The organism is Brevundimonas sp. CURTG3B2_SDJG, from assembly GCF_057364705.1.
Genome location: NZ_JBNFOJ010000048.1, coordinates 1 through 14,436, shown reverse-complemented (window position 1 = coordinate 14,436; position 14,436 = coordinate 1). Strand labels below are relative to the sequence as shown.

19 protein-coding genes and 1 pseudogene are annotated in these 14,436 nt (G+C 70.4%); 12 read left to right on the top strand and 8 right to left on the bottom strand.

The features are described from left to right. Both AC2W7C_RS05115 and AC2W7C_RS05110 read right to left on the bottom strand, forming a co-directional pair. A pseudogene (locus AC2W7C_RS05115) lies at positions 1 to 381 on the bottom strand (hypothetical protein); the annotation flags it as partial. A gap of 79 nt (positions 382 to 460) precedes the next feature. Beyond that, on the bottom strand, positions 461 to 1,636 hold the full coding sequence (locus tag AC2W7C_RS05110; RefSeq protein ID WP_486000474.1) for a deoxyguanosinetriphosphate triphosphohydrolase: 1,176 nt from the start codon (positions 1,634 to 1,636) through the stop codon (positions 461 to 463). 91 nt (positions 1,637 to 1,727) lie between these two features. Between AC2W7C_RS05110 and AC2W7C_RS05105 the strand changes: the two genes are divergently transcribed. The 3 genes from AC2W7C_RS05105 (at position 1,728) to AC2W7C_RS05095 (ending at position 3,058) form a co-directional block, all read left to right on the top strand. After that, positions 1,728 to 2,093: a HesB/IscA family protein gene (locus AC2W7C_RS05105; protein ID WP_486000475.1), complete on the top strand. Its 366-nt coding sequence runs from the start codon at positions 1,728 to 1,730 to the stop codon at positions 2,091 to 2,093. Positions 2,094 to 2,131: 38 nt separating this feature from the next. Then, complete coding sequence (locus AC2W7C_RS05100; protein ID WP_486000473.1) at positions 2,132 to 2,635, top strand: alpha/beta hydrolase; 504 nt, start codon at positions 2,132 to 2,134, stop codon at positions 2,633 to 2,635. 123 nt (positions 2,636 to 2,758) lie between these two features. After that, positions 2,759 to 3,058: a hypothetical protein gene (locus tag AC2W7C_RS05095; RefSeq protein ID WP_486000472.1), complete on the top strand. Its 300-nt coding sequence runs from the start codon at positions 2,759 to 2,761 to the stop codon at positions 3,056 to 3,058. Positions 3,059 to 3,229: 171 nt separating this feature from the next. Here the strand turns inward: AC2W7C_RS05095 and AC2W7C_RS05090 are convergent, their stop codons facing one another. Beyond that, a complete protein-coding gene (locus tag AC2W7C_RS05090) occupies positions 3,230 to 4,561 on the bottom strand; it encodes a dihydroorotase (protein WP_486000471.1) in 1,332 nt (443 codons plus the stop codon). A gap of 423 nt (positions 4,562 to 4,984) precedes the next feature. Continuing rightward, the gene (locus AC2W7C_RS05085) at positions 4,985 to 5,941 is read right to left on the bottom strand and encodes a glycosyltransferase family 9 protein (protein ID WP_486000470.1); all 957 of its coding nucleotides are present in this window, start codon (positions 5,939 to 5,941) and stop codon (positions 4,985 to 4,987) included. 100 nt (positions 5,942 to 6,041) lie between these two features. On the opposite strand from AC2W7C_RS05085, the gene AC2W7C_RS05080 reads away from it, so the two are divergent. Then, positions 6,042 to 6,479 (top strand): hypothetical protein, encoded by a 438-nt coding sequence (locus AC2W7C_RS05080; RefSeq protein WP_486000469.1) that lies wholly within the window; start codon positions 6,042 to 6,044, stop codon positions 6,477 to 6,479. 4 nt (positions 6,480 to 6,483) lie between these two features. After that, positions 6,484 to 7,035 carry a hypothetical protein gene (locus AC2W7C_RS05075; protein WP_486000468.1) on the top strand — a complete coding sequence of 184 codons (552 nt, stop codon included), beginning with the start codon at positions 6,484 to 6,486 and terminating at the stop codon, positions 7,033 to 7,035. A 4-nt stretch (positions 7,036 to 7,039) separates the two neighbouring features. On the opposite strand, the gene AC2W7C_RS05070 is transcribed toward AC2W7C_RS05075, so the two are convergent. Next, positions 7,040 to 7,270: a hypothetical protein gene (locus AC2W7C_RS05070; RefSeq protein WP_486000467.1), complete on the bottom strand. Its 231-nt coding sequence runs from the start codon at positions 7,268 to 7,270 to the stop codon at positions 7,040 to 7,042. Positions 7,271 to 7,378: 108 nt separating this feature from the next. On the opposite strand from AC2W7C_RS05070, the gene ygfZ reads away from it, so the two are divergent. The 3 genes from ygfZ (at position 7,379) to AC2W7C_RS05055 (ending at position 10,499) form a co-directional block, all read left to right on the top strand. After that, positions 7,379 to 8,185 carry a CAF17-like 4Fe-4S cluster assembly/insertion protein YgfZ gene (ygfZ, locus tag AC2W7C_RS05065; protein WP_486000466.1) on the top strand — a complete coding sequence of 269 codons (807 nt, stop codon included), beginning with the start codon at positions 7,379 to 7,381 and terminating at the stop codon, positions 8,183 to 8,185. Between the two features lie 81 nt (positions 8,186 to 8,266). Next, positions 8,267 to 9,448 carry a thiolase family protein gene (locus AC2W7C_RS05060; RefSeq protein WP_486000465.1) on the top strand — a complete coding sequence of 394 codons (1,182 nt, stop codon included), beginning with the start codon at positions 8,267 to 8,269 and terminating at the stop codon, positions 9,446 to 9,448. Between the two features lie 94 nt (positions 9,449 to 9,542). Then, positions 9,543 to 10,499 (top strand): alpha/beta hydrolase, encoded by a 957-nt coding sequence (locus tag AC2W7C_RS05055; protein WP_486000464.1) that lies wholly within the window; start codon positions 9,543 to 9,545, stop codon positions 10,497 to 10,499. On the opposite strand, the gene AC2W7C_RS05050 is transcribed toward AC2W7C_RS05055, so the two are convergent. Then, a complete protein-coding gene (locus AC2W7C_RS05050; protein WP_486000463.1) occupies positions 10,496 to 10,732 on the bottom strand; it encodes a helix-turn-helix domain-containing protein in 237 nt (78 codons plus the stop codon). The genes AC2W7C_RS05055 and AC2W7C_RS05050 overlap by 4 nt on opposite strands. Continuing rightward, entirely contained in the window at positions 10,732 to 11,226 is a 495-nt protein-coding gene (locus tag AC2W7C_RS05045) for a DUF2975 domain-containing protein (RefSeq protein WP_486000462.1), read from the bottom strand. Before AC2W7C_RS05045 ends, AC2W7C_RS05050 begins: the two co-directional genes overlap by 1 nt. A 104-nt stretch (positions 11,227 to 11,330) precedes the next feature. Here AC2W7C_RS05045 and AC2W7C_RS05040 point away from each other — a divergent pair, with 104 nt between their 5' ends. The 4 genes from AC2W7C_RS05040 to AC2W7C_RS05025 all read left to right on the top strand — a co-directional run bounded on the left by AC2W7C_RS05040 (position 11,331) and on the right by AC2W7C_RS05025 (position 14,039). Further along, positions 11,331 to 12,299, top strand: coding sequence for an ABC transporter ATP-binding protein (locus AC2W7C_RS05040; protein ID WP_486000461.1), 969 nt, complete (start codon positions 11,331 to 11,333; stop codon positions 12,297 to 12,299). 11 nt (positions 12,300 to 12,310) lie between these two features. Continuing rightward, complete coding sequence (locus AC2W7C_RS05035) at positions 12,311 to 13,024, top strand: ABC transporter permease (protein ID WP_486000460.1); 714 nt, start codon at positions 12,311 to 12,313, stop codon at positions 13,022 to 13,024. Positions 13,025 to 13,263: 239 nt separating this feature from the next. Then, on the top strand, positions 13,264 to 13,602 hold the full coding sequence (locus AC2W7C_RS05030) for a VOC family protein (RefSeq protein ID WP_486000459.1): 339 nt from the start codon (positions 13,264 to 13,266) through the stop codon (positions 13,600 to 13,602). Between the two features lie 5 nt (positions 13,603 to 13,607). Further along, positions 13,608 to 14,039 (top strand): YkgJ family cysteine cluster protein, encoded by a 432-nt coding sequence (locus AC2W7C_RS05025; protein ID WP_486000458.1) that lies wholly within the window; start codon positions 13,608 to 13,610, stop codon positions 14,037 to 14,039. Between the two features lie 3 nt (positions 14,040 to 14,042). Here the strand turns inward: AC2W7C_RS05025 and AC2W7C_RS05020 are convergent. Then, positions 14,043 to 14,436 (bottom strand): hypothetical protein (locus AC2W7C_RS05020; RefSeq protein WP_486000457.1); only part of this gene is annotated, 394 nt, incomplete at its 5' end.

Sequence of the window (14,436 nt, the reverse complement as noted above, 5' to 3'; positions counted from 1 at the left end):
GGCGGCGTGAAGGTCGGCGGCGCCGTGGTCGCCTCGGCGTCCGAATAGACGTCGATCCCCGGCCTCGGGGATTGACCGGCTGGGCCGTCGATCGGGCGCGTCCGCCTTCATCTCGCCGACGGGCGAGCCGACCGCAGGCGGCGCATCGTTCGAGGAGCGCGGGCCGGCGCGGTAGTAGACGACCACGGCCACGATCAGCAGCAGCAGGACCACGCCCGAGATTATCAGGGTCAGCGGCGGGGACTTGCCGCCTCCGGCGCCGCGCCCGCCGCCGCGCGGGTCATAGCCCTGGCGGTTGAACGGCAGGTCGTCGTCCGTCGGCGGCGTATAGGCGCCGCGGTCACGGCCGGGGTTCGGGCGATAGGGATCTTCGTGGGACATGGCCGCGCCTTCGGAACGTCGCCGGCCGCGAATCGCCGCGCCGGCCAACTACTCTACCCACCCCTGCCCGGGTTACGAATCACAGATCCAGGGCGAGGTCGAGGCTGAACAGCTTCTTGTGCTCCTCGATGGCGTAGCGGTCCGTCATGCCGGCGATGTAATCGCCCACGGCGCGGGCCCGCTTGGCCTCGTCGCCGGCCATCGCCCTGCCCGACCATTCCGGCGGCAGGGTGGCGGGCTCGGCCATGAACAGCTGGAACATCTCCGCCAGGATGCGCCGCGCCTGGCTGCGGGTGCGGTTGACCCGATAGTGTCGGTACATGCGTTCGAACAGGAAGCGCCTAAGGACGCCGAGGTCCTCCAACATCCTTGGCGAGAATCCGACCAGGGCGCGCGACGCCGTCCGCACGTCCTCGGTGGAGCGCACGCCGTCCGCTTCGATCCGGACCTCGGTCTCCGCCAGCACGTCCTCGACCATCACGCCGATCATCCGGCGCACGGCCTCGATGCGGATCATGCGCTCGTCGATGCCCGGCCAATCCTTGCGCACCGCGTGCAGCACCGGACCGATCAGGGGCACGTCGGCCAGGTCCTCGAGCGTGAACAGCCCCGCCTGCACCCCGTCGTCCACGTCGTGGTTGTTGTAGGCGATGTCGTCGGCGATGGCCGCGGCCTGGGCCTCCAGCGAGGCGAAGCTGTCCAGACGCAGGCTCCAGCCGGGCGCATAGTCGGCGATCGCCTTCCAGGCCGGCTCGTCCAGGCGATGACCGACCGGGCCGTTGTGCTTGACCACGCCCTCGACCGTCTCCCAGCTCAGGTTCAGGCCCTCGAACTGGGGATAGCGCTCTTCCAGCTTGGTCACGACACGGAAGGTCTGGACGTTGTGGTCGAACCCGCCCCAAGGCTCCATCTGCGCCTGCAGTTCGTCCTCGCCGGCGTGGCCGAACGGGGGATGTCCCAGGTCGTGCGCCAGGGCCACCGTCTCGGCCAGGTCCGTGTCCAAACGCAGCGCGTGCGCCAGCGAGCGCGCGATCTGGGCGACCTCGAGGCTATGGGTCAGTCGGGTGCGGTAGTGGTCGCCCTCGTGCGCCACGAAGACCTGGGTCTTCTCCTTCAGGCGCCGAAAGGCGGTGCAATGGATGATGCGGTCCCGGTCGCGGGCGAAGGCGTTGCGCGTGCGGCTGATCGGCTCGGGGACCAGACGCCCGCGGCTGTGCTCGGGGTATTCGGCCCAGGGTGCGCGTTCGGGGATCAACGTCGGGAGCTCGCATCTGGTCGCGGGCCTTTGCGAACGCCCGCCCGCGCCTCATATAGGCCTGAGTGAGCACCGTCCAATGACCCGCACCATGGCCGCCCCCGCCTTCGAGATCTCGCCCGCCTCGGGCGGACCCGGCCTTGTCCTGGCCGACAGCGCCGCGCGCCGTCTGGCGCAGCTGGGCGCGGCCGAGGGTCGGCCCGTGCTGCTGCGGGTCGCCGTGGACGGCGGCGGCTGCTCGGGCTTCCAATACCGCCTGGAGCTGATCGAGGCCGCCGAGGCGGACGACCTGCGCATCGAGGCCGGCGGCCAAGCCGCGGTGGTGGACCCGGTGTCCCTGCCCTTCCTCAAGGGCTCCGAGATCGCCTTCGTGGACGACCTGTCCGGCGCCCAGTTCGTGGTGCGCAATCCCAACGCCGCCTCCAGTTGCGGCTGCGGGGTCAGCTTCTCGATCTGACCTCGCTTCGAGATGTCGCCGCGGTATAGGGTCGCCCCATGCTGACGCTCGCCGCCCTCGCTGCCTTCGCGCTCTCCCCCGCCGAGACCCCCGTCGTCCTGCCCGCCCAGCCGGCGCCGCTGCACGGGACGCTGCTGAAGCCGTCGGGCGAGACCCGGGCGGCGGCGGTGATCATCCCCGGCTCGGGCCCGACCGACCGCAACGGCGACAATCCGATGGGCGTCCGCGCGGCCACCTACCGCCTGCTCGCCGAAGGGCTGGCGGAGCGCGGCGTGGCCACCGTCCGCTTCGACAAGCGGGGCGTGGGCGAGAGCGCCGGAGCCGTGACGGCGGAGAGCGACCTGCGCTTCTCCGACCTATGTCGAGGACGCCCGGGCCTGGGCGGTCGAGGCCGCGCGGGGCGACGGGGGCGGCCCTGCGCCTGGCTGATCGGCCACAGCGAGGGCGCGCTCATCGCCCTGGAGGCGGTCAAGGGCGACGACGACAAGGTCTGCGGCCTGGTGCTGTTGTCCGGAGCCGGCCGGCCGCGGGCGTCGTGCTGAGAGAACAGCTGGCCGCGCGCCGGGAAGCCGGTCCGGGCCCCCGCCCTGGCGGCCCTGACCGAACTGGAGGCCGGCCGCACGGTCGAAAGCCCGCCAGGCCTGGAGGCTCTGTTCCGGCCCTCCGTGCAGCCGTACCTGATCTCATGGCTGCCGCTGGACCCCGCCCGTCTGATCGCCGCCTACCAAGGGCCGGTGATGATCGGCCAGGGTTCGACCGATCTGCAGACCAATCTGGGCGACGCCCGCGCCATGGCCGACGCCCAGCCGGAGGCCCGGCTGGTTGTCTGGGACGGCGTGAACCATGTCCTGAAGGCCGCGCCGGCTGACCGCGCGGCCAATCTGGCGACCTACGCCGACCCCGCCCTGCCGCTGGCCCCCGGCGTCGTCGACGACGTCGCCGACTTCATTCTCGAGAACCGCTGAATCACCAATCTGCCCCACCTCCGCTCATCCCCGCGAAGGCGGGGCCCCAGTTCTGTCGGAGGAGAACCGGCGTTTCGGGCTTGGCGGATGCGCGCATGAATTCAGAGATCGGTCGTCCAAAGCACTGGGTCCCCACCTTCGCGGGGATGAGCGGATAGTGGGTGCAGCCCGCTACGCCAGCGTCTCCTGAAAACGGACGGGGCGGCCGTGGGCCGTTCCGATCAGCTCGCCGTCGCGCATGACGACGCGGCCCCGCACGATGGTGGCCTTGGCCTGACCCGTGGCCTCGAAGCCGTCGAACGGCGTCCAGCCCGAGCGGGTGGCCATGTCCTGGTGGCGCAGGACATGCTTCACCTTCAAGTCGACGATGGTCAGGTCGGCGTCGTAGCCCTCGGCCATCCGGCCCTTGCCGGCGATGCCGAAGACCCGATTGGCGCCGTGGCTGGTCAGGTCGATGAAGCGGTCCAGCGACAGGCGGCCGTTCGCCACGTGGGTCAGCATCACCGGCACCAGGGTCTGCACGCCCGGCATCCCTGATGGCGACGCCGGATACGGACGGGCCTTCTCCTCCAGCGTATGGGGCGCGTGGTCCGAGCCCAGGACGTCGGCCACGCCGTGCGCGATCCCGCGCCACAGGCCCGCGATATGCGGCGCGTTGCGGATCGGCGGGTTCATCTGGGCCAGGCCCTTCAGCCGCGCATAGGCCTCGTCGCCGTCCAGGGTCAGGTGCTGGGGCGTCACCTCGACGGTGGCCACATCCTTGTTGTGGCTGAGGAAATCGATCTCCTCGGCCGTGGTCACGTGTAGTACGTGAATGCGGGCGCCGGTCTCGCGCGCCAGGCGGACCAGGCGGCGGGTGCTCATGATGGCGCTTTCCGGATCGCGCACCTCGGGGTGGCTGGTCCAATCGCCTGTGCGCGCCAGGGGACGGCGCTCGGCCAGGCGATACTCGTCCTCGGAATGGAAGGTGGCGCGGCGCTTGACGTGCTTCAGCACCTCGCGGACCCCGTCGTCGTCAGCGACCAACAGGGTGCCGGTGGAGGCCCCCATGAAGACCTTGACCCCGCAGCAGCCCGGCAGGCGCTCCAACTCGGCCAGATGTCGGGCGTTGTCGTGGGTGCCGCCGATATAGAAGGCGTGGTCCGTCCACATCCGGTCCCGCGCCCGGTCCAGCTTGTCCTGGAGGGTGTCGGGGTCGGTGGTGTTGGGCTCGGTGTTCGGCATCTCGAACACGGCGGTGACCCCGCCCAGCGCCGCGGCGCGGGAGCCCGTCTCCAGGTCCTCCTTCCACTCCAGGCCGGGCTCGCGGAAGTGGACTTGGGTGTCGATGACGCCGGGCAAGACCGTCAGGCCCGAGGCGTCAAAGACCTCGCCCGCCGAGGCCTGCGACAGGTCGCCGACGAAGACCACCTTGCCGTCGCGGACGCCGACGTCGGCCATGCCGCGGCCCGCGTGGTTGGCCACCTCGCCGCCGCGGACGATCAGGTCATAGGTCTGGGTCATGGGGCACCCTTAATCCAGCATCGCGGCGGGCGACACGGGTGGACCGAAAAATGGCGTCCGGGTCGTTCGAATGCGGGCCGCCGGAGCCGTCCGCGTTTCGTGTCTGGCGGAGCTGGTTCACACGAAGGACACGACGAGGCCGAGCGCGTGGCGCCGCAGGCGTTCGAAACTTCGAGTGTATGAAGGCGCTGAGCGCGGCCCTGAGGCACCGGCCCCGTCGTGTCCTTCGTGACTTTTCGTGTGAACCAGCGGCGTCAGCCTCCCCTCGGACGGTCCAGAAATGTGCACTCGAAAAAATGGAGTGCACATTGTGCACATTTCGAAGATGAGCCTGATTTCGCGGAAAAATCGGCGAGATGACGACGGCGACGCACCCTTTCGGCTTCCTCCGGGAGACAGGAGGAAGCATAGGCGCACGATACGTCATTTTCGGTCGTATTGGCCCTCGACCAGCTTTCGCGCCGCTTTCAGCACCCGGTCGGCCGGAACCTCGTTCATATGCAGGATGGCCTGGTTGAGGCCGGGATCGATCTTGCGGAACTCCTCGACCGAGCGCGGGCCACGGACCACGACCCCGCCCCAGGGACCGCGGACGGCGTCGTCCGAAGGCCCGTAGGCGGCGACCACCGGGGCGCCGGCGGCGACGGCCAGCTGGGTCCAGATCGAATCCCCGCCCAGGTAGAGGCCCGCGCGCTCAGAGCGGCGGCCGCTGCAGCTTGGACAGCTTGCCCTGCAGCTCGACCGTGCGGCGCGCGGCATGGCCAGGCGGGATGGTGTGGGCGGCGTCCCGATCGGCCTCTGAGCCCAGCACGACGACCCGCCCCCGGCCAGGGGGCCGTCGTTGAGCAGAGCCGCCGCCAGTTTGGCGTAGCGCTCGGCCGGCCACTCCTTGCCGACCCAGTCCGCCCCCGGGGCCACCACCAGCAGAGGGCTGTCCTCGGCCGGCAACAGGCGCTCGGCCGCGGCGCGCGTGGCGTCCGAAACGAACAGCCGCGGCCGGGGAACCTCGTCCAGCTGCAGCACCCGGGCGGCCAGCTCGACCTTGTGGACGCCCGGCTCGTCCTTGACGCGGACGGCGCGCTTCTGGCGGCTGAGCTTGCCGGAGAAGGTGGTGCCCCGCATGTCCACGATCAGGCCCCACTTGATCGCGCGGACTTGGTTCCACAGGCCCAGCCACTCCAGCCGCCCCTCCTTCTCCAGGACGATCAGCCGTTCCAGGCGGGGCGTGTCGGCGAACAGGGGCGCGCTGGCGGGCGAGCCGACCACGGTGAAGGTCGCCTGGGGCATGGCCTCGACCAGATAGGCCAGCACACCCGACGAAAGCACCGCGTCTTCTGGATCGGCCTCCGCGAGGTAGAGAATGGGGAAACGTCCCGCCATGGTTGGATCGTATACGGATTCTCGCGCGGCGAAGCAGTCGCGACGTGGCGTTTGGGGTCGGAACGCGTAGGGTCTGTGGACGAAACCGAGGAGGATCGTCATGCGCCGCCCGTTGAACGTCACGATCCTGGCCATCGCCACGGCCGCCGGGCTGGCGGCCTTCGGCGCCGCGCCGACCCAGACCGCCGATCCGACTCGCCGCCCTGGGGAGGACGTCCTATGCGCGCTCGCCCTCTATTCCGCCCTGGCCGAGGCCTCGCGGCGGTGCGCGCCCGACACCGCCCCCGACGTCCAGGCGGAGTTGCGCCGTCAGATCGAGCGGCTGGACGCCTACGCCCTGGCCAACGGCATGACCGCCGAGACCCTGGCCGCGTTCAAGTCTCAGCACGTGCCCTCCCCTTCGGATCCCGCGATCTGCGAGATGTACCAGCGCGACCGGTTCGAGGAGGCCCTGGAGATCGATCCCGAGACGCTGCGCACCTATGTGGACGGCCTGACGGCCCAGCCGGGCACGCCGACCTGGGGCGACTGCGTCTAACCCCATGTCCCTGCCCCTGCTCCCCGGCCGCGAATGCGGCCGCTGCGTCGAATGCTGCCGCGTGATCCCGCTGAGCCTGCCCGAGCTCTCCAAGCCGACGGGCGAGCTGTGCGCCTACTGCGTCGACGGCGCCGGATGCACGGTGCACGCGATCCGGCCGCAGACCTGCCGAATCTGGTTCTGCCTGTGGCGCGTGGTCGAGTTGTCCGACGACTGGCGGCCCGACCGCAGCGGCGTGATCGTTCGTCCCGACGGGGTGGAGGACGGCGTGATCACCCTATTCGTGGTGCGGCGGACGGACTTTCTGGCGTCGGAGACCTTCTTCGCGGTCGTGGCCGGCTGGATCGCGGAGGGCGTCGAGGTCGCTCTGAGCGTTCCCGGCCCGATTGGGACCTATCCGGCCCGAGCCGTGGTCACCGACTGGCTCCGTTCGGCCGTCGAGGCGGGGGATCCGCAGGCGTTCACGGCGCGGGTTCTGCGGTCGCTGGATCGGCTGGAGGACCACGACTGGCAAGCCGACGGGGTTACGGCGCGATATGCGGTGGGAGAGGCCTGACCGGTCAGCCGTTCCGCCGCTGCCGCCATGAGCGTTCGAGAACTTCGAGCAGAATCGCTCCGACGAAGGCGAGGCCCGCGACGAACAGCGAGGTGAGGGCCACGCCGATAAGCGCCATGCCTACGAACAGGTTCGAGGGGCCGCCCAAATGGATCGTGAAAACCGTGATCGTGGCCAGGAAGGCCACTGCCGCCCATCCGAGCGCCCGACCGATGATCGAAACGGCGGATCTCATGCCGGCCTCCAGCTAGTGTGGCCAGGGTCGAACCTGGCGTTGCGGCCGGCAAACGCAAAACGCGCCGCACGGCTGTCACCCTTGGAATGATCGCCCTATCTACCCGTCATGACAACGCGCATCGCCCGCCTGCCCTCCCGCGCCCTGGTGCGAGTGTCCGGCCCCGACGCCCGGCCGTTCCTGCACAACCTGCTGACCCAGGACATCGAGACGCTGGCCGAGGGCGAGCTGCGGTACGGAGCCCTGCTGTCGCCGCCGGGGCGGCTGTTGTTCGATCTGTTTCTGCGGGGCGAGCCGGGCGCGGTCGTGCTGGACGCGGCCGCCGACCGGCGCGACGCCCTGATCCAGCGGCTGTCGATGTACAGACTGCGGGCCCAGGTCTCGGTCGAGGCCGACGACCGGGCGGTGTCCGTCTGCTGGGACGGCCTGGCGGAGGGGTTCGCGCCCGATCCGAGGACGGCGGCGCTGGGCGGTCGGCGCTACGGCGGCGATGTCCAGCCGAACGCCGCCGAAGACGACTGGCAGGCCCATCGCCTCGCTGTCGGCGTCCCCGATCCGGCCGCGGACGCCCCCGACGACAAGACCTACCCGATCGAGGCGGACTTCGACCTGCTGAACGGCATCGACTTCCAGAAGGGCTGTTTCATCGGCCAGGAGACGACCTCGCGGATGAAGCGGCGCGGCGCGATCCGCAACCGGATGCTGCCGATCGCCTTCGACGGCCCGCCCCCGTCGTTCGGCGCCGAGGTGCTGAACGGCGACCTGCGCGCCGGCGAGGTGCTGAGCGGGCGCGATGGCGCGGCCATGGCCCTGGTCCGTCTCGACCGGCTGGGCGGCGCGCTGACCGTCGAGGGGCGGCCAGTCCGGGTCCGGCTTCCCGACTGGCTTCCCGAGCCCGAGCCGACTACAGGCTGATTGTGCACCGCGGCAAACGGGCTTGCACCCGGCCCCGAAAGGGACGATCTAGCCGCGTAGGTTTTTTAAAAGGATGCTCTCATGTCCGATCCGGTCGTCATCTGTTCCTTCGCCCGCACGCCGATGGGCGGCTTCCAGGGCGCGCTCACGGGGGTGAAGGCCACGGAGCTGGGCGCGGCGGCGGTCAAGGCGGCGGTCGAACGCGCGGGCGTCCCGCCCGAGAAGGTCGAGCAGATCTACATGGGCTGCGTCCTGCCGGCGGGCCTGGGCCAGGCCCCGGCTCGGCAGGCGGCGCTGGGCGCCGGCTTGGGCGAGCACGTCGAGGCGACGACCGTGAACAAGATGTGCGGCTCGGGGCTGCAGGCGGTGATGATGGCCGCCGACGCCATCAAGGCCGGTTCGGCCGACGTGATCGTGGCCGGCGGCATGGAATCGATGACTGGCGCCCCATACCTGATGAACAAGCACCGCGGCGGCGCCCGCATCGGCCACGACGTCATCGTCGACTCCATGATGATGGACGGGCTGGAGGACGCCTATCAACCCGGCAAGCCCATGGGCTCGTTCGCCCAGGACACGGCCAACGAATACCAGTTCACCCGCGAGGATCAGGACGCCTACGCCATCGAGAGCCTGAACCGCGCCAACGCGGCGGTGACCGGCGGCGCCTTCGCCGGCGAGGTGGTTCCGGTCGAGGTGCAGACCCGCAAGGGACCTGTCACCGTCAGCGAGGACGAGCAGCCGGCCAAGGCCGATCCGTCCAAGATCCCCAATCTGAAGCCGGCCTTCGCCAAGGACGGCACCATCACCGCCGCCTCCTCGGCCTCGATCTCGGACGGCGCGGCCGCCCTGGTGGTGACGCGCGAGAGCGTCGCCCGCGCCCTGGGCCTGCCGGTCGTGGCCCGCATCGTCGGCCAGGCCGCCCACGCCCACGAGCCCGCGAAATTCACCACCGCCCCGGTGCCGGCGATGCGGAAGGCGCTCAAGAAGGCCGGCTGGTCCGTCGAGGATGTCGACCTGTGGGAGATCAACGAAGCCTTCGCCGTGGTGCCGATGATCGCCATGCGCGAACTGGGCATCGACCGGGCCAGGCTGAACGTCAATGGCGGCGCGACCGCCCTGGGCCATCCCATCGGCGCCTCGGGCGCGCGCGTGCTGGCCACCCTGCTGGCGGCGCTGAAGGCCCGCGGCGGGACCAAGGGCGTCGCCAGCCTGTGCATAGGCGGCGGCGAGGCCGTGGCGATGGCGGTGGAGCTGGCCTGACGACGGCCTTCTGCCTCCCTTCTTGCAGGGAGAGCGCGGGCGCCTTGTCGGCGGCGGCGGCCCCGGACTAGCCTCCGCCTACAGGAGGCCTTCCATGGAACTGAACCGACGGGACGCCCTGGGTCTCGGCGCCCTGGCTATGACACCGGTATCACAGAGCGTCGCCCCGCCTGATCCGGCCGAGACGATCCGGCTCTGGCCCGGCGCGGCGCCCGGCGGCGAGAGCGTGACCGTGACGCCAAAGGTGGTCGAACGGTCGATCGACCCGGCGTTCCACGACCGCTACGCCCAGTACACGACCGACCCGATCCTGATGGTCCTGCGGCCCGAGCGGCCCAACGGCGCCTCGCTGCTGCTGATCCCCGGCGGCGGATACCGGTGGGCGGTGGTGGACAAGGAGGGGCTGGACTGCGCGCGCGTGTTCGCGGCAGCGGGCGTGACCTGTTTCGTGCTGCGCTACCGACTGCCGGGTGACGGCTGGGCGGCCGGTCCGGATGCGCCGCTGCAGGACGCGCAGCGGCGCTGGCGCCTGGTCCGGCCAGGGCCTCCGCCGAGGGCTCGACCCGTCCCGCGTGGCGGTGCTGGGCGCTTCGGCGGGCGGCCACCTGGCCGGCATGCTGACGGCGCGGACGGACCAGACCTATGCGCGGTCGACGCGGCGGATGCGCTCTCGATGCGGCCGGACGTGGCGATCCTGCTCTATCCCGTCGCGACCATGGCCGAGCCGCACGCCCACGCCGGGTTGCGCCTGCAGATGCTGGGCGCGGCGCCCACGGCCGAGGCCGTCGCGCGCTATTCGCTGGAGCGGATGGATTGGCGCGGCCGGCCGCCGGTCTTCCTGCTGCACGCGATGGACGACGCCTCCGTGCCGGTCGAGAACAGCCTGCAGCTTCTCGCCGCGCTGAAGGCGGCGGGCGTTCCGGCCGAGGCGCATCTGTTCGAGGAAGGCGGGCACGGGTTCGGCGTGCGCCTGATCCAAGGCAAGCCGGCCGCCGCCTGGCCCCGGCTGGTCCTAGCCTGGGTCGCGCGGCGGGGCTGGACGAGCGGCTAGTCCTCATCCTCGCCCAGCAGATCCGCCGGATCGAAGTCGTAGTCGAGCAGGTCCCCGGGCCGGCACTCCAGGGCGGCGCACAGCTTGGCCAGGGTGCGGAAACGGATGCCCTTGACCTTGCCCGAACGGAACAGGGACAGCTGGGTCTCGCTGAGGCCGACCTGCTGGGCGAGGTCGCGGGCCTTCAAACCCTTCCTGACGATCAGTTGGTCCAGGGTGACGCGGATCGGCATCAGATCATCTCGTCCAGCTCGGCCTGGACCTTGCCCGCCTGCTCGGCCACGCCGCCGAGCAGGAACAGGGCCCCGCCGATCATGCCCAGCGTCATGCCGGGCACGTCGAAGTGGGCGTAGCCGCCCTGCGCCGCGCCCACCATGCGCAGAAGGTTGGTGACGATGAAAACGCTGAGCACGCCACCGAAGCCGAGGGCCAGACCGACGCGGCGAAGGGCGCTGGCCAGGGTCGGCTGGATCAGGCGGCCGCGCGCGAGCTGCCCCATCGACCGGCCGATCGACCAGACGCCGAACAGATAGCAGGCCGGCGGAAGACCACGGATCATCCAGGCATAGACCTCCTGCAGCTGAATTTCGCCCCGGTTCCAAAGGACCAGCGGCGAGACCAGATGGATCAGGGACAGCAGCCCGCCCACGGTCAGGACCATGAAGATCGCCAGCCAGCTGAACTGGCGGCAGCGCAGGCGGAAGCGGTCGAGGTCGGCGCGGCTCAAGGGTCGTCTCCGGGGGTGGAAAAGCTGTCTGATCTTTAATCTTGACTTAAAGATCGGTCGTTTGCAACTTTATGTCTGAGTTAAATGAAACGAGAGCGCCGCCCATGTCCGCCGCCATCGAGACCCGCGACCTGACCCGTCGCTTCAAGAGCCGCCTGGCGGTCGACGCCGTGTCGATGACGGTGCCGGACAGGGCCGTCTACGGCTTCCTGGGCCGCAATGGCGCGGGCAAGACCACCACGCTGAAGATGCTGCTGGGCCTGCTGTCTCCGACGGCCGGAACGGCGCGCATCTGCGGGGTCGACGTGGCCGCCGACCGGATCGCCGCCGCCCGAGGCGTGGGCGCCCTGCTGGAGGCGCACGGCTTCTACGTGAACCTGTCGGGACGCGAGAACCTGGACCTGACGCGGACCCTGCTGGGCCTGCCCAAGGCCGAGATCGACCGGGTGCTGGAGGTGGTGGAGATGCGCGAGCACGCCGATCGCCGCGTCGGCGACTATTCCCTGGGCATGCGGCAGCGCCTGGGCCTGGCGCGGGCCATGCTGGGCGCGCCCCCGGTGCTGATCCTGGACGAGCCCACTAACGGCCTGGACCCCGACGGCATCGCCGACATGCGCCGGTTCCTGCGCGCGCTGCCCGAGCGAACCGGCGCCACGGTGCTGCTGTCCAGCCACCTCCTGGGCGAGATCGAGCAAACCGCGACCCACATCGGCATCCTGAGCGAGGGCCGGCTGGTGCTGGAAGGCGAGCTGGACCGGCTGAAGGCCGATTTGGCGCCTGAGATCGCGTTTCAGACCGACGAAGCGCCGCGCGCCATCGCCCTGGCCAAGGCGCGAGGCTTCAGCCTCTCTGCAACCGACGACGGCTTGGTGGCGCGGCTGAAGCCGGGAGAGGACGCGCGCGCCGCGTCCGCCATCCTGAACCGGGCTCTGGTGGAGGCCGACATCGCCGTCTTCGCCATCGGGCCGCGAGCCCGGTCGCTGGAGGGGATCTATCGCGATGTCTCGGCCCCCGCCTCGCCCTCCCCTTCGCCCTCCCCTTCGCCCTCCCCGATCCAGCCGGAGTACGCCTGACGCTCGCCGCCTTGTCCGTCGAAGCCCGTAAGCTGAACCGTTCGCTGGCCGCCCTGCTGGCCCTCGCCGCCCCGGCCCTGATCGCGGTGTTCGGCTTCTTCATGATCCTGCGCCAGAAGGAGGCCGCGCCCTGGGACATGTGGATGATGAACGCGGGCGGCGTCTGGGCCTTCTTCATGATGCCCATGAGCGTCACCGCCCTGACCGCCCTGATCGCGCACATGGAGCATGGCCCCAAGAGCTGGGATCACCTGCGCGCCCTGCCCCTGCCCCGTTGGCGGCTGTATGCGGCCAAAACCATTTGCGTGCTGGGCGTCGTCGCCCTGATGAGCGTGGGCGTCGTCGCCTTCGGCTGGGCGGCGGGATCGCTGGCCGGCCTGATCAAGCCGCAGGTGGCGCTGACCGGCGCGTTCGACCTGCCCGCCTATGCGCGGCTGTTCGGCATGATGTTCCTGGCCGGCCTGTTGCTGATCGCGATCCAGCTCTGGATCGCCCTGCGCTTCGCCAGCTTCGTGCCCGGCCTCATCGTCGGCATCGCCGGCACCTTCTTCGCGGTGGTGGCGACTTCGGCCAAGCAGGGGGTCTTCCTGCCCTGGCAGATGCCGGTGAACATGCTGGCCACCGAGGCCTGGCGCGTAAACACCGCCCTAGGACTGGGCGGCGGGCTTGGCCTGGCCGCGCTGATCCTGATGACCGTCCATCTGTCGCGGCGCGAGGTGTTGTGAAGGCCCGTCCCGCCTCATGAGGCGGGCCAGCGACGCCGGGCCTGCGGTCAGCACGATCATGGCCGACTCCTGCGATTGCGAACCGTTTGCAAGTTTGCGCGGTTCGCCGGTCTTGGCAAGCGCCGCTGGAAGTCCGTCGGCGTCGAAATCGGGGGACGGATGCCCGCCGCCCCTTTCGATCCGCGGGCGGACGGGCGACAAGGAAGCCGGTCGGATGGCGAACTGACCGGAGCACGACCATGCGCGAAGACGGAAAACTGGACTATCTGGAACTGCCGGGCGGCCGCTTGGAGACCGTGAAGACCTTCTACGCCACGGCCTTCGGCTGGCGCTTCCAGGACTACGGTCCCGAGTACGCGGCGTTCAACGAGGGCCTGGACGGGGGTTTCGACGCCCAGGCCGAAGCGACCCGGGCGCCCCTGCCGGTGCTGTACGCCCACGACCTGGAGGCCATGCAGGCCAGGGTCGAGGGTGCGGGCGGGACGATCGTGAAGCCGATCTTCGCCTTCCCCGGCGGACGGCGGTTCCACTTCCGTGACCCGGCCGGCGCCGAGTTGGCCGTCTGGTCGGAGAACTGACGGGATTGGTCCAGGCGCCGGCCCAGGAGTCAGCCAAAAGCTGCGGCGACTGCGGCCTGTGCTGCAAGCTGATGGGCGTCACCGCCCTGGCCAAGCCGGCGGGCAAATGGTGCCGCCATTTCGGCAGGGCTTCGGGCTGCGCGATCTACGTCGACCGGCCCGGCGACTGCCGCGTGTTCAACTGCCTGTGGCTGCTGACCGACGCCCTGGACGAGGCCTGGAAGCCGACGACCGCCGGCTTCGTGCTGCACAGCGAACTGGGCGGCGCGCGGCTGGTGGTGGAATGCGACGCCGCGCGGCCACACGACTGGCGGCACGAGCCCTATCAAATGACGCTGCGCCGCTGGGCCGCCTCGCCCGGCTTGGAGGTGCTGGTGTTCGCCGGCGCGCGCGGGGTTCGCCTGGGCGAGCCCGACACGGCGGTGCGACGGGTCTGAGGGTCAGCGCGCCTCGACGCTCTGGGCGATCTGCTCGGCCAGGGCGCGGTCGGCGCCGTCCAGCGTCATGGTCCAGACGTGGACCTCCAGCGGATCGGTCGCGCGGCGGAACAGGTGCTCCATGGCATGGCGCGCGCCCTCCTCGTTCGCCACCACCGACACGCGGCCGCCCGCCTCGACCATGTCGCCGCTGTAGATGGGGAACTGGGAGTTGGGCCCCGCATAGACCATGACGAACGAACGGTCGCCGCGACGGATCGTGTAGATCTTGAAGTTGGGGCCTGGACGTCCGGTGACGATCTCGAACCCGCGCGGCAGGTCGACGGCGAACGGCAGGGTCGGCGCGGGCCGCCGCGTCCAGCACCGTAACCGTCGGCGTGCCGGGCGGCGGCGGAGG